This window comes from Rhodopseudomonas sp. WA056, assembly GCF_010906995.1.
GTDB classification, from domain to species: domain Bacteria; phylum Pseudomonadota; class Alphaproteobacteria; order Rhizobiales; family Xanthobacteraceae; genus Rhodopseudomonas; species Rhodopseudomonas palustris_G.
Genome location: NZ_QPFS01000083.1, coordinates 1 through 22,652, shown reverse-complemented (window position 1 = coordinate 22,652; position 22,652 = coordinate 1). Strand labels below are relative to the sequence as shown.

Sequence of the window (22,652 nt, the reverse complement as noted above, 5' to 3'; positions counted from 1 at the left end):
GGGCTCCGGCGTCGGAACGAACGGCGGCACGTTCTCGGCGACCGGGATCACCAGAACGGCGGCGCGCACGCAGAGCACCTATGCGGGCTGGGACTTCACCAACACCTGGTTCATGATCGACGGCGAGACGCGGCCGTTTCTGCGCAGCGAATATTCCACCACCATCACCAATGCACATCAGCTCCAGCTGATGGCGATGAACACGACGGTCGGCACCTCCTACACGCTCGCCGCCGACATCGATCTCGGGACCGCGCTGGCGAACCCGTCGGAGATGTGGGGCTCGGCCGGCTTCGTGCCGATCGGCAGCGCCTCGGCGCAGTTCAATGGCAGCTTCTACGGCAACGGCCACGTGATCGACGGGCTTTCGATCGATCGGCCGACGCAGGATTATGTCGGCCTGTTCGGCTATATCGGTAATCCCGGCTCGATCGTCAGCTATCTCGGCCTCACCAACGCGACCGTCGTCGGCGGATCCTATGTCGGCATCCTGGCCGGCCTGGCCAACGGGACGATCGGCGATGTCTGGTCGACCGGCACGGTCGGCGGCAGCGAATCCGTGGGCGGCGTGATCGGCTACTCGAAGGCGAACGTCTCGAAATCCTATTCGAGCGCCACCGCGTCCGGCAGCTCGGGCGTGGGCGGCCTGATCGGGCGCCTCGCGTCCAGCCACACGGTGTCGGGATCCTATGCGACCGGGACCGTGACGGGCGTCGACGACATCGGCGGCCTGCTCGGCGAGCTGGCCGGAAGTCTCACCACGTCCTATGCGACCGGAGCCGTGACGGGCATCGCGAGGGTCGGCGGGCTGGTCGGCGCCGGCACCGCCGGCGCGACGATCACCGACGCCTACGCGTCGGGCGCCGTCACGGCGAGCCTCTATAGTGCGGGCGGCCTCGTGGGAGAGTTCGACGGAAGCTCGGTGAGCAACGCCTACGCCACCGGCCTGGTCGTCGGAAACTCCTCGATGAGCGGCGGGCTGATCGGGGTTGTCATCAACGGCAGCGTCACCGACTCCTATTGGGACACCCAGACCACCGGCCAGTCGAGCAGCGCCGGCGGCACCGGCGTCACCACGGCGACCCTTCAGGCGGCCCTACCGACCGGCTGGGACACCGGGACCTGGGGCATCATCGCCAATGTCAGCTATCCCTACCTGAAGAGCTTCTGGTCCGGCACCCCGCAGGTGGTCTCCGGTAAGGCGTACACGAACAATGGCGTCACCGCGGCTTCCGGCGGTAACGTCGCGGTGATGGTCAACGGCACCACGGTCGGATCGACGAGCGCAGGCGCCAACGGTTACTACTACGTCCTGCTCGCGCCCGGTACGATCGGCAGCAACAGCCAGCTCGTCAGCTTCACTTCCGGCACCAATGCCGGCGTCAGCTACGTTCAGAACGCCGCAGGATCGGTCACGGGCCTGAACATCCTCGGCAATACGCTTCTCGAGCAAAGCGCCGCCTCGACCTTGTCGTCGATCTCGTCGGGCCTCGCCGTTGCGATCGGATCGTCGGGCGTGTCGACGACGCTCGCCAACCGCTGGATCGTCGCGACCGGCAGCAGCTTCAGCATCGACCAGGCGATCAGTCAGACCGGCAATCTGGTGCTGTCGTCGAACGGCACGGTGACCCAGACGGCGGGTGCGTCGATCAGCGCCGCGACTCTCAAGCTGCAATACATCTCGAGCGGCATCAGCTATTCGCTGACGGATTCCGGCAATGCGGTCTCGTCGCTGCAGTCCGGCAACCTCGGATCGGGCAGCCTCGATTTCTACAGCAGCACCGACCTGTCGGTCGGCGCGTTCACCGCCAATGGCGGTCTGCTCATCCGCACCGCGGGCGCTCTGACGTTGGCGGGGGCGCTGAACTCGAGCGCGACCGGTGACGCCGTCGTGCTCTCCGCGGGCACCGGATTCGTCAACAATGCCGGCTCCTCGGCGATCAGTGTGCCGAACGGTCGCTGGCTGGTCTACGCCGCGGCGCCGACCGGCAACACGTACAACAATCTCGACAGCGGCAACACCGCGGTCTGGAACGCCACCTACGCGGCGAACGCGCCGTCGACGATCGCGTCCGGCAACCGCTACGTGTTCGCCTATCAGCCGACTCTGACTTTCACCTCGACCGACGCGACCAAAACCTACGGCACGACGGTGGATCTGTCAGGGAACTACACCGTGAGTGGCTATCAGCCCGGCGTCGCCGGAGCGTACCTGGCCGATACGGCTGCGACCACCTACAGCGGCACGCCGACCGTCACCTCGACGGGTGCGGCCATCGACGCCAGCGTCGCCGGCGGTCCGTATCTGATCGACATGTCCCAGGGCACCGTCACTGGTTTGAACGGCTATGCGGTCAGCTTCGTCGCCGCCGGCCAGCTGACGGTGAACAAGGCCGACCTGACGGTCACCGCCAACAACGACGCCAAGACCTATGACGGCCTGGCGTACTCGGGCGGCAACGGTGTGAGCTATGCCGGCTTCGTCAACAACGAGGACGCCTCGGTGCTGGGTGGCACGCTGGCTTATGGCGGCGATGCCCAGACTGCCGTCAATGCCGGCAGCTACACGCTGACGGCATCGGGTCTGACCGCGGCGAATTACAATATCACCTATGCCAGCGGTTCGCTGACGGTAAACAAGGCCGACCTGACGGTGACGGTGGCGAATGCCAGCAAGACCTATGACGGCCAGGCGTTCACGGGCGGCAACGGCCTCAGCTATGCGGGCTTCGTCAACAACGAGAATGCCTCGGTGCTCGGCGGCACGTTGACTTATGGCGGCACGGCGCAGGGTGCGATCAATGCGGGCGGCTACACGCTGACGGCGTCGGGCCTGACCTCTTCGAACTACAACATCAGCTATGTGGCCGGCGGGTTGACGGTGAACCGGGCGGTGATCTCGGCAATCGCGGTCGCCGACGACAAGGTCTATGACGGCACCACTACGGCGACCGGCTCGATCGTCGGGTTCAATGGCGTCGTGCAAGGCGACGCGGTGAACGTCGGCGGTTCCGGGACCTTCGTGTTCGCCGATGCCAATGTCGGCTCCGGCAAGACCGTGGCGGTCAGCGGCCTGACCCTGAGCGGCGCGGATGCCGGCAATTATATCCTCTCGACTACCGCCAGCTCCTCGGCGTCGATTACGCCGGCGACGCTGACGATCGCGTCGGCGGGCAGCGTGGCCGGCAGCAAGGTCTACGATGGCACCACGTCGGCGGCCGTCACCGGCAACGGCACGCTGGCGGGCGTGCTCAACGGTGACGCTGTCGGACTGCTGCTCGCCGGCACCACTTATGCCGACAAGAATGTCGGCACCGGCAAGACGGTCACCGGCAGCTACAGCCTCACCGGGGCGGGTGCCGGCAACTATGTGCTGTCCTCGACCGGGTTCACCGGTGCGGCCGATATCACCCCGGCAACGCTGACAATCGCGTCGGCGGGCAGCGTGGCCGGCAGCAAGGTGTATGACGGCACCACTGCTGCGGTCGTGACCTCCAACGGCTCGCTCGCGGGCGTGCTCAACGGTGACGCGGTCGGACTGCTGCTGAGCGGCACCGCCTATGCGGACAAGAATGTCGGCACCGGCAAGACGGTGACCGGCATCTACGGCCTGACTGGGGCGGGTGCCAGCAACTATATGCTGTCCTCGACCGGCTTCACTGGTTCGGCCGACATCACGCCAGCGACGCTGACGATTGCCTCGGCAGGAACCGTCGCCGGCAGCAAGGTGTATGACGGCACCACGTCGGCGACCGTCACCGGCAACGGCACGCTGGCTGGCGTGATCGGCGGCGACGCGGTCAGCCTGTTGCTCGCCGGCACCACCTATGCGGACAAGAATGTCGGTACCGGCAAGACGGTCATCGGCAGCTACAGCCTGACTGGAGCGGAGGCGGGCAACTACGTGCTGTCCTCGACCGGTTTCACTGGTTCGGCCGACATCACGCCAGCGACGCTGACGATTGCCTCGGCAGGAACCGTCGCCGGCAGCAAGGTGTATGACGGCACCACGTCGGCGACCGTCACCGGCAACGGCACCCTGGCTGGTGTGATCGGCGGCGACGCCGTCAGCCTGCTGCTCGCCGGCACCACTTATGCGGACAAGAACGTCGGCACCGGCAAGACGGTCACCGGCAGCTACAGCCTCACCGGGGCGGGTGCCAGCAACTATCTGCTCGCTTCGACCGGCTTCACCGGTTCGGCCGACATCACGCCAGCGACGCTGACGATTGCCTCGGCAGGAACTGTCGCCGGCAGCAAGGTCTATGACGGCACCACGTCGGCGGCCGTCACCGGCAACGGCACATTGGCTGGCGTGCTCAATGGCGACGCCGTCAGCCTGTTGCTCGCCGGCACCGCCTATGCCGACAAGAACGTCGGCACCGGCAAGACGGTGACCGGAAGCTACAGCCTGACCGGGGCAGGTGCCAGCAACTACGTGCTGGCCACGACCGGGTTCACCGGTGCGGCCGACATCACGCCAGCAACGCTGACGATTGCGTCGGCGGGCAGCGTGGCTGGCAGCAAGGTCTATGACGGCACCACATCGGCGTCCGTCACCGGCAACGGCACGCTGGCTGGCGTGATCGGCGGCGACGCCGTCAGCCTATTGCTCGCCGGCACCGCTTATGCGGACAAGAATGCCGGCACCGGCAAGACGGTCACCGGCAGCTACAGCCTGACCGGGGCAGGTGCCAGCAACTACGTGCTGGCCACGACCGGGTTCACCGGTGCGGCCGACATCGCGCCAGCGACGCTGACGATTGCGTCGGCGGGCAGCGTGGCTGGCAGCAAGGTCTACGATGGCTCCACCTCGGCGGCCGTCACCGGCAATGGTACGCTATCGGGCGTGTTCGGCAGTGACGCTGTGGCGCTGCTGCTGAGCGGGACAGCCTATGCCGACAAGAATGTCGGTGCCGGCAAGATCGTGACCGGCAGCTACAGCTTGACCGGAGCGGAGGCGGGCAACTACGTGCTGTCCTCGACCGGCTTCACCGGGGTGGCCGACATCACCCCGGCGACGCTGACGCTCGCGTCGAACGGCAGCGTGGCGGCCGGCAAGGTCTACGACGGCACCACCGCGGCAGCGGTCACCGGCAACGGCACGCTGTCGGGCGTGATCGGCACCGACGAGGTGGCGCTGCTGCTCGCCGGCACCGCCTATGCCGACAAGAACGTCGGCATCGACAAGGTGGTGACAGGCAGCTACAGCCTGACCGGGGCAGGGGCCGGCAATTATGTGCTGGCGTCGACTGGCTTCACCGGCGTAGCCGACATCACCCCGCGCGCCATCACGGTGGCGGCGGAGCCGGGGTCGAAGACCAGCGGCACGGCGGATCCGGTGTTCGGCTTCAGCCTGACTAGCGGTTCGCTGGTCGCCGGCGACAGTCTGACCGGCGCGCTGAGCCGCGATCCGGGCGAGAGCGTTGGCAGCTACGCCATCCTGCAGGGCACGCTCGCCGCTTCGCAGAACTATCTGTTGAGCTATGTCGGTGCCGATTTCACCATCCTGGCGGCACCGACCACGCCGACCGTCACCGCCACCAACAGCGGCGACTATCCGACCAGCCAGTACATCGCGTCCGGCAGCACCAGCGCGCCGGTTGCGGTGACGATCAGCTACCAGCAGCCGGCCGCTCCGGTGCCGGTGATTGCGGCGATCCGGGCCGCGGCTCCGGTCGTCCGCACCGCCGGCACTACGGGTGACGTCAACCAGAATATCGCGGTCGGCTCAGGAGCCGGCACGCTGTTCAAGCCGATCTCGCAGTTCGACAATCAGCAGTATTCGAAAGCCGAGCTGCCGGGCTTCGCACCCGAAGCCGCCGAGGCGACCGTGCTGACGATGATCGCCCGAGCCGAGACCAACAACCAGCAGGCGTTCAAGATCGACGCTCTGTGGGGCGACGGGACGGCATCGTGGAGCCGGCTCGACCATCCCGACGTGCGGGCGGTGTCGTTCACCGACGGCAAGGGCGCTGAGCGGGTGCCCGGCGGCGGCAATGCGTTCGCGTTCGTTGCGGACCAAACCGACGTTGCGGCGCTGCTGCGCAAGGGGCCGGTTGTACTGCAGGGCGGCAAAACCGAAGGCGTCGCGACGCCGTGGCTGCTGGTGCTGGGCCTGACCGCCGACGGCAAGGGCCTGATCGCCAACGATCCGATGACCGGTCAGCAGGTGATCCTCGCCTTCGACTCCGCGACAAAGTCGGTCGGCGGCGTCACCGCGGTGATCAATCCGGCCGACAACAAGCCGGTCGCTGTTGGCGATGCGGTGCCGTCGTTCGTCACCCACGCCGATAAGATCACGCTGACGATGTGGAGCGCGCTGAAGGCGTTCAAACCTGCGGGCTATTTTGCGGTGACGATGTGAGCGCGCCGGCGAAATTGTGGAATCGGGTGAGGATGGTGCCGGCCTCGGTCGTGGCCACCGGCTTCTGCAGGGCCGGATGTGGCGGCGGAGAGACACGTGCCGCTAGCCGGGTATCGCCGGCCGAGAACGCCGTCACGCCGCTGCTGGCGACGGCGAACAGCGGCTGGAAATACGTCGCGTCAGTGCTCTCGACCAGCCGCGAAACGCGATTGTCGAGCAGCATCCAATTGCCGTCGAGGCGCACGCCGAGGACCGCATGGTAGTCGCCGGCGGACCTGTCGCGAACGATCAGAACCCGGAGGTCGGCCGCGGGCGTGCCGGCTTCGCGCAGCGCGACGAACTTGGCGATGGCGAAGTCCTCGCAATCACCTTTGCCGGTCTCGAAAGAGCCGTCGGCGGTGTCGGAGAGCGGCGGCGACCAGCGATCGGCAACGTGCCACTCCTCCTGATCGGTGGTGTAGTCGATCGCCGCGTTGATGCGCTTGTTGACCAGTTCGAGCCGCGCGCGGTCTTGCCGTTGCGCGGCCTGGTCGATGATGTCGGCGAAGCGGGATCCGGCTTCGGTGCAGTGCTGCCGGTCGGCGCGGCAGCGGTCGAGCGCCGGCTTGGCTGCCTGGATGTCTGCCGTGATCTGCGCGAGCTTCGTCCACAATGCGCCTCGGGGAGCCCGCACCGTGGCCCTGCCGAACGGCTCGCTGCCCGCCTGAGGCGGGATCGTCTCGATGAATTCGGTCGGCGCGATCGACGCGGTGACGGTCGCGAGGTCCCGTTCGGCCGCCGCCGCCGCGACAGGCAGCACAGCGCCGAATACGATCGAACCAGATAGCAGCGCTTTCAGCAGACCGAATTGCATCGCCCGTGCCCTGACGCGGGCCCGACTATCGATCTGTCTTGCGGGCTCGCTCGACCTGATCGACGATACGGGGCGGTGCTGCTGCGGCGGTTAAGAGAGCCCCGCGGCCGAGACGTTATTGGTTCGAAGCGTGAACACTTATCAACGAGGATTCATAGAGTGGGTGTCGAGTCGTTAAGCTCGCATTGACCACTCGAGGATGGCGAGATTCGAAGTGCAAAGACGCCTGCCCGAATGCGATCAGGGGCGCTGCAGGGTGTCAGCATTTGAGAACCCACGATCTCCGACACGAGGCCCTGTCGAGGATGGCGGCGCGTGGTACCGATCATGGCGCCGGAGACGCATAGGATGCCGCCTCGCAGCGCTGCCGGGCAAATTCATGCTCAACCTCATGACGGATGCCGGCAAGAGTGGACGCCGCGTCGTCTCCACCTTCATCGCCACCACTTTCACGCAGGACGACGCCGAAGCCGCGTGGCGCGATGGTGCCGCAGCGTTGATGCACCTGCTTGTTGTTGAGATGGACATCCGAGGAGTTTTTTAGCGGACACCAACTTCGCCGGATGGACAAACCGGGGGTCGACAGCGAGCTCAAATACTTCCGCCGCGTCGCGACGCGCTTCGACGAGATGGCCAGAAACCGTAGGAGGCGGGGCGGGGGGCGTATCTCGACCTATACGCGATCAGGGACAGGTCCCCGGTGCCAAGAATGCCGATGCCCCGCCGCTGCAAGCGGGCCGCCCAGAAGGCCGATACCCCCTGCCGAAGCGGGCCGACGGGTCTTGATGGAAGGATGTTTGCAGCAGAAAGGTGTCGCAGCATTGTTGGCAGGTTGGAACCCACCTTCGCCGATTGGCTTCAGAACCTGATTGCGCCTTGCCAACGGATTTTACCGAATAAGATCAGAGGCTATGGCGGGCAGTGCCCGAGGAAGATGAGAACTACGAGATCATCATAACTATTTGATAATTATGCAAATTCCCATGATTATGCGGCAATCGGCGGTTTTCAGCGGCATTTAGATGGCTAACGGCGGCAATTTCGGGCGTCTGACGGGGTATTTCCGCTTCTCCCGCTGGTGGCCGCTATGCATCCGCTCCTTGGATCTACTCGCCGGTCATGCGCGGAGTGGGACCTCATACACGTCAGGATTATGTGCGACACGCCCGGCGCTCCGCGGCGTTCCTGGAGCGACTTCCCGATACCGCAACGCCTGAGCAGGCAAGCCAAGGGCAGACCCGCGATCCTGAATTTGGGCGCTAGGTCACTCGGCGGCGTCCAACTCGCCATCCAACGAGACGACTTCAATTGCCGGACTTTGGAACTCAGGCAGGTTAGATTTCGTAGGAGCCATCCATGACGGCACTTTTCCAGCGGCCCCGCCGGCTTCGAATTGCTTGGCGACTTCGGCGAGCGGATGACGAAAGAAATGCTGGTTGAGAGCGTCGGCAAGGGCCTTCTCTTTGCCCGCCCTCGCCAGCGCCAGAACGGCATCGCCGTCCTTCCAGTCGATCTTCGCCTTTACGCGGCGGACCTGTTCCTCTTTCAGCTTCGCCAGCGCATCAGGTGCGATGCTGCCACTCGTCCAGATTTCGAAGCGCTGCTCTGCCTCGCGTAAATACCCGTGCTGAGCGTAATGAGCGCGGAATGTGGGAATCTTCGCGAGCCACTCCTCCACCTCTGCCAGACCCAACACACCGCCCGGCTCCTTACCTTTGCATTCAATCGCCGTGACGACTGCGTTCTGGTTGGTAATCGTCTGAACGTCGATATCCGCAGTCTTCCCGGTGCTCGGGTCTTTGGCGGTGACGCCCATATCCATCGTCATGGCTGTGCGTCTCGCAAGATAGCCCGCCACCATCTCGAACAGGATGCCACGAAGATTCTTGTTGCGCCCTTCGATATCGAACAGGTTGTTCAAAAGCATGGTGAGCCGTTCGGGGCTCGATGACGCATATCTCGCGGCATTCTTGAGCACTTCGCAGAGCGAGGCGATTGCCTCCCCGACACGCTTCCCGAACAGGTCTTTGGGGGTTGCCAGCATAACGCCCGCCGCATGTCCTGCGGTCATTGCTTCGCCCGTGAAGCCTTCCGCAACGATGATCGACAGAATGCCGATATCCTTGAAGCTGGCTTTGAGAACGCGAGCTTTGCGGATGAAAAACTGAATCTCATGGACGGTCAAAATGCCTTCGGCGAAAACGTCCGCCACAACGAAGCCCGGTTTGCTTGCCGATCCCTACAACGGGAGGAGATAGCTCGGCCCGGCAAGATCGAATGCGAAAGGCCCGATCGGCTTCAAATCTTCGTCGCCCCGGATGCGGATAGCATTGTAGCTCGCGAGGCCAATTTTTCGGCACCATTCGCGCAGGCCATCCAGCAAGACACGTTCCGTAATGTCCCGCGCCCGCATGGCAGCGGATGTGCCCATGGCCAAACTCGGAGCCGTGTGGAAACAGCGGCCATATTCCGGGTCGTGGAATTCCTTGAGGAAGTCGGACTTTATAAGACGGCTGGCGACCGTATCAGCCGGGACTTGCCCGGCCTTAGGCCTGACCGTCGCACCGCTTACAACCGCGAATTGCTCGGCAGGAATTATGCCACCCCGAGCAATCACCCCGTCGATAGCCGCCGCCGTAATCGAATTGGTTTCGCGGAGATCGCGCAGGAAGTTTTGCCAGAACCGTTCGCCGTTACGGTCCTTCTCCAGATAGAGGAACGCCTCGCGCTTAGGCAGGAGCGGAACAGGAAAGCTGCGGATCGGCGGCTTGGCTCGCGATACGCGCTGACGCGCTGCCTCTGCGGATAAACCAGATGCGACAAGTGCCTCAACGATCCGTGAGGAACGTGAGGGACCATGCTCGGAAAGGTACTGCGCAACGCTGGCCATATGGCATGTCACACTACTTAATTTATTAATTCAACTACCTTCATGCCTCTCATTTTTCATGGCGCGTCGTGAGTTGTTATAAATCAATGGCTTACATGGCGCTTTTCGGCGCCGATTTTTTGGCCTCTGTCACAATGGTTTTTGGAGTCATGTTTCTGGCCTGCTTTCGCACCCGAAAAATAGGTGCTGGGCATTGCCTCCGCACTGATTTGCGATGTCGGCATTCGCCCGCGCATTCGCAGCCGCCTAGTGAGGGTCGAAAGCCGCCGCACTGCTGGCCCGGACACGCAAGTATCGGACGATAGCGTGGAAACGGCGGTTCGCTATATCGCATTGTGGTGTGCGATGATCGGCGGCGATACCGGGTCATAGAAGAAAATCGGCGGGGTTGGCGGAAGGGGTGGGATTCGAACCCACGGTACCCTTGCGGGCACGCCGGTTTTCAAGCGCGGTCCAAAAGGACCGCGCCGGCGCGCCTGCCGGACACCTTTCAGGCACCGGTGGTTTCGAAATCCATCAGACAGACATTCACGAAGAAGGACGACGCCAGGCTCCGGCTGCGGGCGACCCCGGCTGCGATGAAACTCGGCAATTGCTGCGGTCCCCGGTTTGAACCGAAAGCCTGCGGGCCCTCGGATGGCCGCAAAAGCGCTTAGTGGAGGCGCTCGACGACTACCGCATCAAGGTGACGCCCGCGAAGAAGGGGGCATCTCAGGAAGCTGCAATGCTGCAGATGTTGGCGCGCGAGGAATTCGCAAGAAACGCCTCCGGGATCTGACCGTTGCCGACTTCCGCGACGCGCGCAAGACGATTAGCAAGTCGGCGTCCACGATTCGGAACCTCAACACGGTCTCTCGGCCGTGTACGAGTGGTTGATGCGCGAGAAGTCGGTCGACGTTTCCAACCCGATCGCCTCGCTCCGGAAGCGCAGGTGGGGCGAGCCCCAACCCTCCGGCCATCGTGAACGACGGCTGCGCTAGGGCGAGGAGAGGGCTATCAAAGAGAAAGAGGCAATCGAGGGTTTGGTCGGTCCGGTAGGCTGTCAGTGGAAAGCTCTGTTTCCGCTGCTGCTCGATACCGGGATGCGTCTCGGTAAGCGATCTCGATCGAGTGCGGGTGGATCCGGCAGGAGCCCCGGGTTCGTCGTCATTCCGGACTCGAAGAACAGCAGCGCGCGCCATGTCGCGATCTCGGACCGCGCCTACGCCGGCTTGCTCGACCTGACCGACCGGGAGCCGGCGGACAGCAAAGTGTTCAGGTTTTCGTCGTGGGTCGCAGAGAACGCGTGGCGGAACGAGATTTGTATCACGGCGCAATGCCCTGATCTCCGGATCCACGATCTCCGACATGAAGCCCTGTCCCGAATGTCGGCTCGCGGCACCGACCTCAAGACGCTGATGCGGCAGAGCGGCCACAAGACCGTTGCAGTGCTGATGAGATACCTGAACCCTACCCCTGCGGAACAGAGGTCGAGGTTGTTTCCGGAGGACGCCATCGTTGAAGCGAAGGCTTGACGGCTGGATTGTACCTGAAGCCTGGCGGCCCGCCGTCAACGCTGCGGCCGAAGCGTGAAATGCGGTTTGGTCCTGGAATCTGCCATCTGACTCCGTCCAGGCCCGCGCGTCTGTTTCACACGGCAAGCGGGTGATACGCAAAGCGGGGGGACAATGTCTGGCTTGGGCCAGGAGCGGACCTGCCCATTGCGAGCGCATTGTGAGGATTCAATCAATTTGTTTCTGACGTTCTGAGGACTGTGACGCTATCATAGTATGAATGGAGTGCATCTTGATGACTGACGGCGACGATAGTCGCCGTTGACAGGCGCATCCTCAATATTTGGTGCAGTAATATCTCGGACGGTTTGCTCAAAGCTGAGGTGGCTTCGTCGAGAATTAGTAGATCTGGTTGGTAGAGGAGGGCGCGCGCTATCGCCAAACGCTGCTTCTCCCCCTCGGATAGACGTAAGTCCCAACGATCGACTTGGTCTAGAAGTGCAACAAAATGATCGAGCCCGACGTCCTGCAACGCCTCGACCATCCGAGCGGCGTCCGAACGATCAGGGGCTTCCGGATAGGACAGGGCGGCGCGCAGGGTGCCGAGCGGGAGATAGGGGCGCTGAGGCAGCACGAGCGGTCGGCGCGCAGCAGTCGAGACGCTTCCATCGACAAATGGCCAAATGCCGGCGATCGCTCGAACAAGGCTGGTTTTTCCGGTGCCGGACGGACCGGTGATCAGCAGCGAGGTGCCGGATTCGACCCGAACGCCGTCGACCGCGATGATGGGAGAGCCGGCTGCCGTCTTCACGACGATTTCTGAAGCATCCAGCGCGGCGCCGGCAGAGGGAGATGTCACATCTGCATTTGCGGGCTTGGACTGCTTCACGACTTGCGCGAATTGCGATAGCCGGTGTGTCACGGCAGCGAGCTCGGCGAGCTTCAGATAAGCGTTGATGAAGTAAGAGAACGAATTCCGAACCTCATTGAACGCAGATCCGGATTGCATGAACGATCCGAGCTGCATCGTTCCGCCGAAGAACAGCGGCGCCATGACGAAGTAAGGAAAATACAGCGAGTAGCGCTTGTAGGATTCGGAGAACAATCCGATCAACTGCTGGAGCTTCATCAGCCGAAACCAGTTGTCGACGATGGCCTGAAATCGCATCGCAAGGCCGCGCTTCTCGAAATCTTCGCCGTGCAGCAGCGCGACTGCCTCACTGTTCTCGCGAAGGCGCACGAGCGCGAAGCGGAAATCGGCCTCGCGCCGCTCCTGCTCAAAATCGATTCCGATCAGGCGGCGGCCGATCCAATGGGTGACGGCGCTGCCAGCCACCGTATAGATCAACGCCGCCCAGACCAGATAGCCGGGAATGGTCACGCCGAAGATGGAGAAGGGAATGCTGCTGGACAGCGCCCACAAGATTGCGACGAACGAGGTCAGACGCGCGATGGCGCCGATCAGCCCCACCAGGAGTTCCAGAGTCAGGCTGATATAGGAGCGGACGTCTTCGGCGATCCGTTGATCCGGATTATCGACGGCGCCGGCCGCCATCGTGGCGCGGTAGTGGGTTGATCCATGCAGCCATCTGTCGAGATAATGCGCGGTCATCCAGCCGCGCCAGCGAATGGTGAGCCATTGGCCGAGATAGCGCTGATACACCGCCCCGCAGATGTGGAACACGGCGATCACCGCGTACACCCAGAACTGTTCGATGAAGCCGGGCCAGTTCTTGTCCTGGAGCGTCTGGAAGAACGCGTTGCGCCAGTAGTTCTCGGCGACGGCGGCACCGACGGCGACGAGTTGCGCACCGATCAGGCTCGCAAGAAGGCTCAGACCAATCCAGCGCTGATCCGAGCGGAAATACGGCACCGCAAGACGCAAGGCACTGCGCAGGCCTGCGCGGAGGGAAAGCGGGGAGGTCAATCGGAGCGCCCTGTCAGATCGGAGAGTTGTGGCCGCGCTTCAGGAACGGGACAGGCGCTACAGAACCGGCGGTCGGGAAGCCGATATTGTAAGCAGCAGACTCGGCGGGTCCGGACGCCGTCTCGGTCATGGATGGCGCCGGCGAGTGGATTCGGGAGCCCCCCGGCCCAACGAGCACTTGCCAGGATCTCCTGCGCCTCCGCGAGCCGCCGTGACGGGCCGGCAACCTGTTCGATCCGACGAAGCATCGCCTCAAAGGTGTTGCCGGCGTTGCTCCAACAGACGCGGCGCGTGAGTTTTGTGCGAGCTGTCAGCAGATCGATCAAAGGCGCCAAATGATCGAAGATCAGCGACCGAAGCCGTTCGAACGGATCCTGCTCGCCGGTTTGGAAGCTCTCGTGTCCGATCTGAACTGCGGCAACTCGTCCGTCCTCGGCCATGACGAAATGGACTTCGTCCAGGCCGATCGCCACTGAACGACCGAGGCAGACGTCGGCCAGAAGAACCGGTGGCAGGACGACGTTGAGATACCATTTCATCCAGATCGAATGCGTCGCGCGTTCGTCGAACTGGTCGAACCGCTTCGCAAAGCGGTTGTGAATGAGGGATCGGTGAGGGCTGACGAGCAAAGCGTCAGCCGGCAAGGCCGGGCGGGGATCCTCCGGTCCGACCAGGCTGCCTGCGAACGACGCGGTGCCTTCATGGCTGGCCGCGAGATCGTCGATCTCGCGGCAGAGGGCGGCGGGAGGGATCGCGATCACCGGGGATGCCCTCCCGCGCCGGCTCAGAACCGGACCCGGATCGTACCGTCGACAGTGCGGCCAAGCCCATAATAGCATTGGCTCAGCGCATCGCAGGATCCGACGTAGCGCTTGTCGGTCAGGTTCTTGACGTTGAGCGCGACGTCCCAGTTCTGCAGGCTGGCGGAGATCGCCCCCAGCCGATAGCGCAGCGACAGGTCGACCAGCGTAAACCACGGGATCTCCGTGGTGTTGAGCGTATCGGCGAACGACGATCCGACGTAACGCACCCCGCCGCCCAGGGTCAGGCCGGCGAGGACGCTGGTGTCTTCGAAGCTGTAGGTGGTCCACAGCGACGCGGCATGGCGGGGCATGCTGACCGGATCCTTGCCGATGCCGCCGGCTGTGTTGGTGGCCGTCACCTTGGGGGCCAGATAGGTGTAGGCGGCGGATGAATTGAAGCCGTAGAGACGGGTGGTCTTCACCTCGATCTCGGCGCCGCTGGCTTCGACCGAACTGGTCTGGACGGCGTAGCCGGGATTGACGAGATCAGCCGTCAGTACGTTGTTCTGAGTGATGTTGAAGCCCGCCGTTGAGATCGCCAGGTTCATGCCGGGCGGCAGATATTTGACGCCCCCCTCGATCTGGTCGCCCGTGACCGGAATGAACGGGCGTCCGGAGAAGTCGGTGCCGATCGTCGGCGCAAACGACTGGGAATAATTGACGTACGGCGCAACGCCACTGTCGAATGCGTAGATGGCTCCAGCCTGATAGGTGGTGGCGTTGTCGTTCTGACGTGTCCACGGCGGCTGCGTGAAATTGCCGGTCGCCGGCACCAAGGCTTGGCTCTGCTGAGCGAAATGCGCGGTGTCGTTGCGAGCGCCGAACAGGACGGAGAGCCGTCCGAGCTCGATGCGGTCCTGCAGATAGACACCGATTTGATCGACGTTCTGATAGCGTTTGGTCGTCAACGGATTGTTCGGTAGCGCCGCGCCGTAAAGCGGCGTGTAATAATTGAGCAGGAAGTTGCCGGTGCCGCGATTGGTTCCCGTGCCCTGATAATTCGGGATCGACGCGTAGTCGACGCCGAACATCACGTGATGACGCAACGGACCGGTCTCGAAGTCGGCCTTCAGGCGATTGTCGATCTGGAAGATGTCGATATTGTATTGCTGATAGGCCATTTGCCGCTGCGTCGTCACGTTGCCGGTCGAGCGGCTTTGGACTTCGCGAAGCGAAATGTCGATGTTCTGGTAGGCGAAATTCTGCTGGATCGAGAAGACGTCGTTGAACTGATGCTTGAACTCGTAGCCGATCCGATAGCTTTCCTTTGAAGTGTCGTGATAGTTCGGTTCGCCCAGGAACGTCTTGCGCGAAATGAACTGGCCATTGGCGCCGGGTACAACTGTGCCGACATAGGGCAGAGGCTGCAGCACCGTGAGGTGCGGGTCGTATTGGTAGCTGGCGAGCAGGGTCAGGCTGGTATCTTCATTCGGCCGGATCGTCACCGAGGGCGCAAAGAAGACCCGTTCGTTCTTGGTGAAATCGATCTCGCCATCGCCCATCTTGCCGACGCCGACGAAGCGATACAGCACGCTCTTGTTTTCGTTGGCCGGACCGCTGACGTCGAACGCGCCCTCGAGATAGCCCCGCAGGCCCATGCGCAGCAGTGCTTCGCCGAACGGGGTTTCGGTCGGACGCTTGCTGGTGAGATCGATGATGCCGCCGGGGCTGCCCTGACCGTAGAGGGTGGATGCGGGACCTTTGAGGACGTCGACCCGCTCGAGGCCGTAGCGTTCGAATCCCCAGTTGCTGTCGTGCAGTTTGAGGCCGTCGAGGTACTGAAACGCTTCGAAGCCGCGCACGCGATTGTATTCCCGCGTCAGGTTGCCCTGTCGGAAGAAGCCGCCGACGCCGGCGGTGTACTGGAGAGCTTCCTGCACGGACGCGGCGTCGCGATCGAAGATTTCCTGAGCGGTGACGGTCGATGTGCTTCGCGGCAGGGCCAGGATAGGCGTGTTCGTCTTCGAGCCGACGCTGGTCGCGGTCGCGATGTAGCCGTTCAGGCCGGGCACGCTGATGCCAGGATCGGTCTGCCGAGCTGGAGCGGGGGGAGGCGATGCGGCAGTCGTGCGTTCCACCCTTGGGCTGCGGCGCGACGCGGCAGAGCGCGCCTCGCGCGCGGGCGGACTGCGTCGGACGTTGCCGTCTTGCTGCACCACGACCGGCGGCAGATCGGGATTGCTCGATCGAGATTGTTGGGCATGCGAGGCGTCCAGCCCGGCGCCGCTGATGAGCAGTGCGCCAGTTGCGCACGCGGCGAGATAGTTGCGCCGCGCAGTGCGCGTGCCCGAACGATCCGAACCGACAGACATACTTCCCCCCAAATTCCAAGCATCTGTCTGCTACGACGTTCGCGTGTGGATCGCCGACGCAAATCGGCTTTCGGCTGTCGCGGGTCGAGGACGGGTCGTTTTGATTGAGACAGATGAACTGACGACGAGGCTTGGCCTCGCGGCAAGGTGACACGTCACCGCGACAAGCTCGTCCCTCGCGAGTGATGCTCGGGGAGCTTCGCTCCGGTTCACCCCGACCGGCGCGTTCGCACATGACCACTGCTGACGGCAGGTCTCCTGGCTCGCGGGTCGTCGTCTCCAGTCGCCTTCCCGGATCGAGGACAAAGATCCAGTGGCCGTCTGACCGAGACTCGTCGCTTACAGTTGCGGGGGCAGCCGCGGCATTGGAGAACAATCTCCGCACCGCATTCCCTTTTGATCCTCCCGAAGGAAGAACCGTCAAGTAATGGTTAAAATTGTCGTTCAACCGAGTCAATCGACAATGGCAAAATCAAGACGATTGCGGCGAGGCTTCCACGTCAGATGCGGTCCGTAGCTTCTGAAAAGTTGCGTTCTCGCGCGCGTTGCATGTGGAAGTAGTGTTCCGCATTCCGGCGGACGGCATCCGCGCCGCGTCTCGGCACTCAGCCGTTCTTACGAGCTTCAAGCCTCTCGATCTGATCGGCTACGCTGCGCCAGCTCGCGTCGAAGTGTCGATCGACCGGCGGCTCCCAGATCGTCCGACGAGCGAGCCGCTGCGCGACTTCGAAATCGACGCTGCCGGGCGGGCCGGCGAGATCGATGACGACGGCGGAATCGGGAAGCCGGGCCAGGACGGTCGCTCCGATCGGCCTGGAGAAGCTCGTGGAAATCAGCAGGTCGATTCCCGCCGCGACCGCTGGCATATCTTCGAACCGATGCGGGACGGCGCCGGTGCGCCTGACGGCGATGTAGTCATCTATCGTATCCGCTGTGGCGTGCACGCGAACGCCAATATCCGTCAGGCGTTCCAGCAGTTGGACGACGACGTCACCGTCGCCGACCACGCACACGGCGATTTGCCCGTTCGCCTCCTGGTCGTCGGGTCCCATATCGAGCGCGCTGATCGACGGCGTCGCAAGATCCGGCCCGGAGCAGCCGTGGCCGATGCTGAGTTGGCGTCGCCACGGATCGTCCCGATCCTCGCCGATCGGCGGCGGCAGGTCGGCGGACCGCAGGTCGCTTCGGCGAAGCCGCTCGCGCAGCACCGCGAGCCGGACCAGCATCTCCAGCCCCTGCCAGAATTGGAATTGCAGCCGCCATGCCAGCGCGCGCCAACGCCACCGTCGTTTGCGTCGCGCCGTTGCGATGTCGCCGGACGGTCCCGCTGCAATCGACGTAGCGCTCGGTGGAGCCGCCTCGTCTCCGTGCGGATTTCGTGCGGTGTTCGACGATCCGACTGAACCGCGTTGCGGATCGATCGGCTCGGTCCGGCGCCCGTCGCGGGCTGCCGGCTTCGAATGAGGTGATTGCATCGTTCAGTCCCAATCCAGCGCCCCGCCGTTCTGGTATTCGATGACGCGGGTCTCGAAGAAGTTTTTCTCCTTCTTCAGGTCCATCGTCTCGGACATCCACGGGAACGGGTTTTCCGCATCAGCGAACACCGGACGAAGCCCGAGCTGCACGCAGCGCCGGTTGGCAATGAAATGCATGTAGGTTTCGCACAAGGCGGCGTTCAGTCCGAGCAGACCCTGAGGCATGGTGTCCCGGCCATAGGCCGCCTCCAACCGGGCGGCCTCGTGAATCATGGCGCGGATTTCGTCCTGAAACGATGCGGTCCACACCTGCGGATTTTCCATCTTGATCTGGTTGATGACGTCGATGCCGAAGTTCAGGTGGATCGACTCGTCCCGCAGAATGTACTGATACTGCTCGGCGATCCCGGTCATCTTCTGCCGCCGGCCGAGCGACAGGATCTGCACGAAACCGGTGTAGAACCACATCCCCTCGAACACGACGTAGAAGGCGACGAGATCGCGCAGAAACGCCTGATCGGTCGCGGGCGTTCCGGTCTTGAAGTGCGGGTCGTCGAGATGCCGGGTGTACTCGAGCGCCCACGCCGCCTTGTCGGTGATCGACGGCACTTCCCGATACATGTTGAACAGCTCGCCCTCGTCGAGGCCGAGACTTTCGACGATGTACTGGAAGGTGTGGGTGTGCACCGCCTCCTCGAATGCCTGGCGCAAGAGATATTGCCGGCATTCAGGATTGGTCAGGTGGCGATAGATCGCCAGCACGATGTTGTTGGCGACCAGCGACTCCGAAGCGGCGAAGAAGCCGAGATTGCGTTTCACCATCCGGCGCTCGTCCTCGGTCAGGCCGTCGCGCGACTTCCACAGCGCGATGTCGGCCTGCATCGAGACTTCGGTCGGCATCCAGTGGTTGTTGCAGGCGGCAAGATATTTCTCCCAGGCCCATCGATATTTCAGCGGAAGAAGCTGATTGACGTCGGCGCGCGCGTTGATCATCCGCTTGTCGTCGACCCGAACCCGGGCGGCACCGCGATCGATCGTGCCGAGTCCGGTGGCATCGGCCTGAAGCACGGCGTCTGATTCTGCGAAGAGGGCAGCGTTCTGGCTTTTGACGGCTTGCAGCATGTTGGACATCTCCGGTTCGATCACTGGCAGGCTTCGCAGGTCGGATCGTCGATGGCGCACGCCTTGCCCCAGCCTTCGCCGACGTCATGGCCGTTGGCGGCCCCGTTGCGTTGCGACGTTTCAGCGGAGGCGGTCGGCAGCGTGATCGCGGAGACCGCGTTGAGCTTGCCGTCGGTGCCGCGCAGAGTCGATTTTTCGACATGGGTGGCCGAGCGGGACCGCAGGTAGTAAGTCGTCTTCAATCCCCGCCGCCATGCCAGCCGGTACAACGCGTCGAGCTTCTTGCCGCTCGGATTGGCGAGATAGAGGTTGAGCGACTGCGCCTGGTCGATCCATTTCTGCCGCCGGGCGGCAGCCTCGATCAGCCATGTCGCGTCGATCTCGAAGGCGGTCGCGTACAGCGCCTTGAGGTCGTCGGGCACGCGGTCGATCTGGCCGAGACTGCCGTCGAAGTACTTCAGATCGGAGATCATCACCTCGTCCCACAGGCCGCAGCCCTTCAGGTCGCGCACCAGATGGGTGTTCACGACGGTGAAATCGCCCGACATGTTCGACTTGACGTAGAGGTTCTGATAGGCGGGCTCGATCGACTGCGACACGCCGCAGATATTGGAGATCGTCGCGGTCGGCGCGATCGCCATGACGTTGGAGTTGCGCATGCCGGTCGCCGTGACGCGCCTGCGCAGCGCCTCCCAGTCGAGCCGGCTGCCGCGGTCGACCTCGATCGCAGCGCCGCGTGCCTCGTCGACGAGACCGATCGAATCGAGCGGCAGAATGCCTTGCGACCACAGCGAGCCATCGTAGGAGGCGTAGCGCCCGCGCTCAGCGGCGAGATCGACAGAGGCCGAGATCGCCCAATAGGCGATCGCCTCCATGCTCTCGTCGGCGAAGGCGACGGCCTCATCGGATGCGTAGGGCAGGCGCAGAATGTTGAGCGCGTCCTGGAAGCCCATCAGGCCGAGACCGACCGGGCGATGCCGGAGGTTGGACGCGCGCGCCTCGGGGATGGTGTAGAAATTGACGTCGATGACGTTGTCGAGCATCCGCATCGCCGTCGTCACGGTCCGCTCCAGACGGGCGAAGTCGAGCCGTCCGTCCGCAACGTGATTGACGAGGTTGACCGAGCCGAGATTGCACACCGCGACCTCGCGCTCGGACGTGTTCAGGGTGATCTCGGTGCAGAGATTGGAGGAATGCACCACGCCGCAATGCTGCTGCGGCGAGCGCAGGTTGCAGGGGTCCTTGAAGGTGATCCACGGATGCCCGGTCTCGAACAGCATCGTCAGCATCCGCCGCCACAGGTCGACCGCGCGAACCTGCTTGGTGACGCGCAGTTCGCCGCGCGCCGCCCTGGCTTCATAGAACGCGTAGCGCTCGGCGAAGGCCCGGCCGGTCAGATCGTGCAGATCCGGCGTCTCATCCGGCGAGAACAGCGTCCAAGGTCCGTCCTGCTCGACGCGCTGCATGAACAGGTCCGGCACCCAATTGGCGGTGTTCATGTCGTGGGTGCGGCGGCGATCGTCGCCTGTGTTCTTGCGTAGATCGAGGAATTCCTCGATGTCGATATGCCAGGTCTCGAGATAGGCGCAGACCGCGCCCTTGCGCTTGCCCCCTTGATTGACCGCGATCGCGGTATCGTTAGCGACCTTCAGGAACGGCACCACGCCTTGGCTTTCGCCGTTGGTGCCCCTGATATGGGCACCGAGACCACGGACTTGGGTCCAGTCGTTGCCGAGGCCGCCGGCGTATTTCGACAGCAGCGCGTTGTCCTTGATCGATTTGAAAATGCCGTCGAGATCGTCGGGCACCGTGGTGAGGAAGCACGACGACAGTTGCGGTCGCAGCGTGCCGGCATTGAACAAGGTCGGCGTCGACGCCATGAAGTCGAACGACGACAGCAGGTTGTAGAATTCGATTGCCTTGGCCTCGCGATCGACTTCGCGCAGTGCGATGCCGCAGGCCACCCGCATGAAGAACGCCTGAGGCAGTTCAAAGCGCGTGCCATGGACATGCAGGAAGTAACGGTCGTACAGGGTCTGCAGGCCGAGATAGTCGAATTGCAGGTCGCGCTCTGGTTTGATCGCGGCGGCGAGCTTGGAAACATCGAAACGCCCGATTTCCGGATCGATCAGCTCGTGCGCGATGCCGACTTTGACATAGGCGCTGAAGTAATCGGCATAGCGTTCCGCCATCTGCGCCTGTGTCGCCTGATGCGACCGGCCCTCGACGAAGCTCAGGGCTTCGCGGCGGAGCTTGTCGAGCAGCAGCCGTGCGCTGACCTTGGTATAGTCTGGCTCAATCTCGACGAAGGTCCGGGCAGCTAATATCGGAGCCAGCGCCAGTTCCTCGTCGCTGATCCCATCGTATAGATTTCGTTGCGTCTCGGTGAGAACGACCTCGACCGATACGCCGTCAAGTTTTGCGCAGGCCTCTGCGATGATGGCAGAGAGGCGAGGGAAATCGATCGGATGCAAAGTGCCGTCGCTGGCTTTGGTACGCAAAGCGGGTTCGGCTGGCTTAGATTCCCTCGAGGCCGCCTTGCCACGTTCGCGGGTGCGCTCTTCGCGATAGATCACATAGGCGCGCGCGACCTTGTGGTGCTCGCTGCGCATGAGGGCGAGTTCGGCTTGATCCTGAATGTCCTCGATGTGGAAGGTGCGGCCCGGTCCAATCCGGCGGGTGAGATTGGCGACGATCTGGTCGGTCAGCTCAGCAACGGTGTCGTGCACGCGCCGGGATGCGGCGGCGTTGCTGCCTTCGACGGCGAGAAACGCTTTCGTCAGCGCAACGGCGATTTTCGATGCATCGAACGGCGACACCTCGCCGCTCCGCCGGATCACCTGATAGCTCGTCTCGTGCGCGGCGCCGGCTGCGACGTCGGCAGAGGCGAGGGGGGACAATGGCGCGCGGCGCGCGGTGTGAGCAGCTTCGGTTCCGACAGACATTCCCAAGACCCCGTGGATGTTGGGGCAGGGACCTGGCGGAGACGCGAGCAGGAGGTCGTCCGTGAGGACTGCGACGGCTGCCATGCGACCCACCGGGACACCCCGCCCAGGGACGATTGCGACTGTCGCGGCAGGTCTCCTGGCTCGCGGGTCGTAGCGTCGGTCCAGTCTTCCCGGGCCGTTCAGGGCCCAGTGACGAATATCGGACGTCGGCTCGCCGCTTACAGTTGCGGGGGCAGCGCCGGCGTTGCACCGGCTTCCCTCTTAGCTCTCGGGTCGCTGATGCGACTCGAAAGACCGTGACATCTATATATTGTAGTCAGATCTGCTTTTGGTCAATCCGTTGTGTCGACTTTGGGCGGATGTTCGCTGTGGACGGTGCCTGAGTCAGGAGGCGACGGAGCGGAACGGCTGTACGCGCGTGCGTCCGGCGCCCAGGGAGCCGAGATCGGCAGACAGCCGTTC

General features: G+C 63.4%; 12 protein-coding genes, 1 pseudogene and 2 riboswitches. Of the genes and pseudogenes, 4 read left to right on the top strand and 9 right to left on the bottom strand.

Annotated features, from left to right (window positions below; genetic code table 11):
- Nucleotides 1-6,367, top strand: a 6,367-nt coding sequence (locus tag DU475_RS16130) for a YDG domain-containing protein (protein ID WP_246700337.1), incomplete at its 5' end; no start/stop codon positions are given.
- Here DU475_RS16130 and DU475_RS16125 read toward each other — a convergent pair.
- Nucleotides 6,333-7,220, bottom strand: a complete 888-nt coding sequence (locus DU475_RS16125) for a transglutaminase-like cysteine peptidase (protein ID WP_205524411.1) — start codon at nucleotides 7,218-7,220, stop codon at nucleotides 6,333-6,335. The two genes, DU475_RS16130 and DU475_RS16125, sit on opposite strands and share 35 nt — an antisense overlap.
- Before the next feature lie 347 nt (nucleotides 7,221-7,567).
- Here DU475_RS16125 and DU475_RS16120 point away from each other — a divergent pair.
- A pseudogene (locus DU475_RS16120) lies at nucleotides 7,568-7,725 on the top strand (IS256 family transposase); the annotation flags it as partial.
- Nucleotides 7,726-8,484: 759 nt separating this feature from the next.
- Here the strand turns inward: DU475_RS16120 and DU475_RS16115 are convergent.
- Together DU475_RS16115 and DU475_RS16110 are read right to left on the bottom strand one after the other, a co-directional pair.
- Nucleotides 8,485-9,432: a hypothetical protein gene (locus DU475_RS16115; protein ID WP_164632703.1), complete on the bottom strand. Its 948-nt coding sequence runs from the start codon at nucleotides 9,430-9,432 to the stop codon at nucleotides 8,485-8,487.
- A gap of 27 nt (nucleotides 9,433-9,459) precedes the next feature.
- Nucleotides 9,460-10,110 carry a hypothetical protein gene (locus tag DU475_RS16110; protein ID WP_164632702.1) on the bottom strand — a complete coding sequence of 217 codons (651 nt, stop codon included), beginning with the start codon at nucleotides 10,108-10,110 and terminating at the stop codon, nucleotides 9,460-9,462.
- Nucleotides 10,111-10,765: 655 nt separating this feature from the next.
- Between DU475_RS16110 and DU475_RS24480 the strand changes: the two genes are divergently transcribed.
- Both DU475_RS24480 and DU475_RS24335 read left to right on the top strand, forming a co-directional pair.
- Nucleotides 10,766-10,888, top strand: coding sequence for a hypothetical protein (locus tag DU475_RS24480; protein ID WP_283812097.1), 123 nt, complete (start codon nucleotides 10,766-10,768; stop codon nucleotides 10,886-10,888).
- 244 nt (nucleotides 10,889-11,132) lie between these two features.
- Nucleotides 11,133-11,624, top strand: coding sequence for a site-specific integrase (locus tag DU475_RS24335; RefSeq protein ID WP_283812096.1), 492 nt, complete (start codon nucleotides 11,133-11,135; stop codon nucleotides 11,622-11,624).
- 211 nt (nucleotides 11,625-11,835) lie between these two features.
- Here the strand turns inward: DU475_RS24335 and DU475_RS16100 are convergent, their stop codons facing one another.
- From DU475_RS16100 to DU475_RS16075, 6 genes are all read right to left on the bottom strand, one after another.
- Complete coding sequence (locus DU475_RS16100; RefSeq protein WP_164632701.1) at nucleotides 11,836-13,530, bottom strand: ABC transporter ATP-binding protein/permease; 1,695 nt, start codon at nucleotides 13,528-13,530, stop codon at nucleotides 11,836-11,838.
- Nucleotides 13,527-14,291, bottom strand: a complete 765-nt coding sequence (gene fhuF / locus DU475_RS24475) for a siderophore-iron reductase FhuF (RefSeq protein ID WP_164632700.1) — start codon at nucleotides 14,289-14,291, stop codon at nucleotides 13,527-13,529. The genes DU475_RS16100 and fhuF overlap by 4 nt, the downstream gene beginning before the upstream one ends.
- Before the next feature lie 23 nt (nucleotides 14,292-14,314).
- On the bottom strand, nucleotides 14,315-16,345 hold the full coding sequence (locus DU475_RS16090) for a TonB-dependent siderophore receptor (protein WP_164632699.1): 2,031 nt from the start codon (nucleotides 16,343-16,345) through the stop codon (nucleotides 14,315-14,317).
- 531 nt (nucleotides 16,346-16,876) lie between these two features.
- A riboswitch (cobalamin riboswitch) is annotated at nucleotides 16,877-17,082 on the bottom strand.
- Nucleotides 17,083-17,250: 168 nt separating this feature from the next.
- Nucleotides 17,251-17,871 carry a hypothetical protein gene (locus DU475_RS16085; RefSeq protein ID WP_164632698.1) on the bottom strand — a complete coding sequence of 207 codons (621 nt, stop codon included), beginning with the start codon at nucleotides 17,869-17,871 and terminating at the stop codon, nucleotides 17,251-17,253.
- 252 nt (nucleotides 17,872-18,123) lie between these two features.
- Complete coding sequence (locus tag DU475_RS16080) at nucleotides 18,124-19,242, bottom strand: ribonucleotide-diphosphate reductase subunit beta (protein ID WP_164632697.1); 1,119 nt, start codon at nucleotides 19,240-19,242, stop codon at nucleotides 18,124-18,126.
- A gap of 20 nt (nucleotides 19,243-19,262) precedes the next feature.
- A complete protein-coding gene (locus DU475_RS16075) occupies nucleotides 19,263-22,187 on the bottom strand; it encodes a ribonucleoside-diphosphate reductase subunit alpha (RefSeq protein WP_164632696.1) in 2,925 nt (974 codons plus the stop codon).
- Nucleotides 22,188-22,299: 112 nt separating this feature from the next.
- Nucleotides 22,300-22,504: riboswitch (cobalamin riboswitch) on the bottom strand.
- Nucleotides 22,505-22,652 lie beyond the last annotated feature (148 nt).

Bases quoted from the DNA above. Each gene is read 5' to 3' on its own strand.
- DU475_RS16125 (WP_205524411.1), bottom strand. From the start codon at position 7,220: ATGCAATTCGGTCTGCTGAAAGCGCTGCTATCTGGTTCGATCGTATTC.
- DU475_RS16085 (WP_164632698.1), bottom strand. From the start codon at position 17,871: ATGCTGGTCCGGCTCGCGGTGCTGCGCGAGCGGCTTCGCCGAAGCGAC.
- DU475_RS16075 (WP_164632696.1), bottom strand. From the start codon at position 22,187: ATGTCTGTCGGAACCGAAGCTGCTCACACCGCGCGCCGCGCGCCATTG.
- DU475_RS16080 (WP_164632697.1), bottom strand. From the start codon at position 19,242: ATGCTGCAAGCCGTCAAAAGCCAGAACGCTGCCCTCTTCGCAGAATCA.
- DU475_RS16110 (WP_164632702.1), bottom strand. From the start codon at position 10,110: ATGGCCAGCGTTGCGCAGTACCTTTCCGAGCATGGTCCCTCACGTTCC.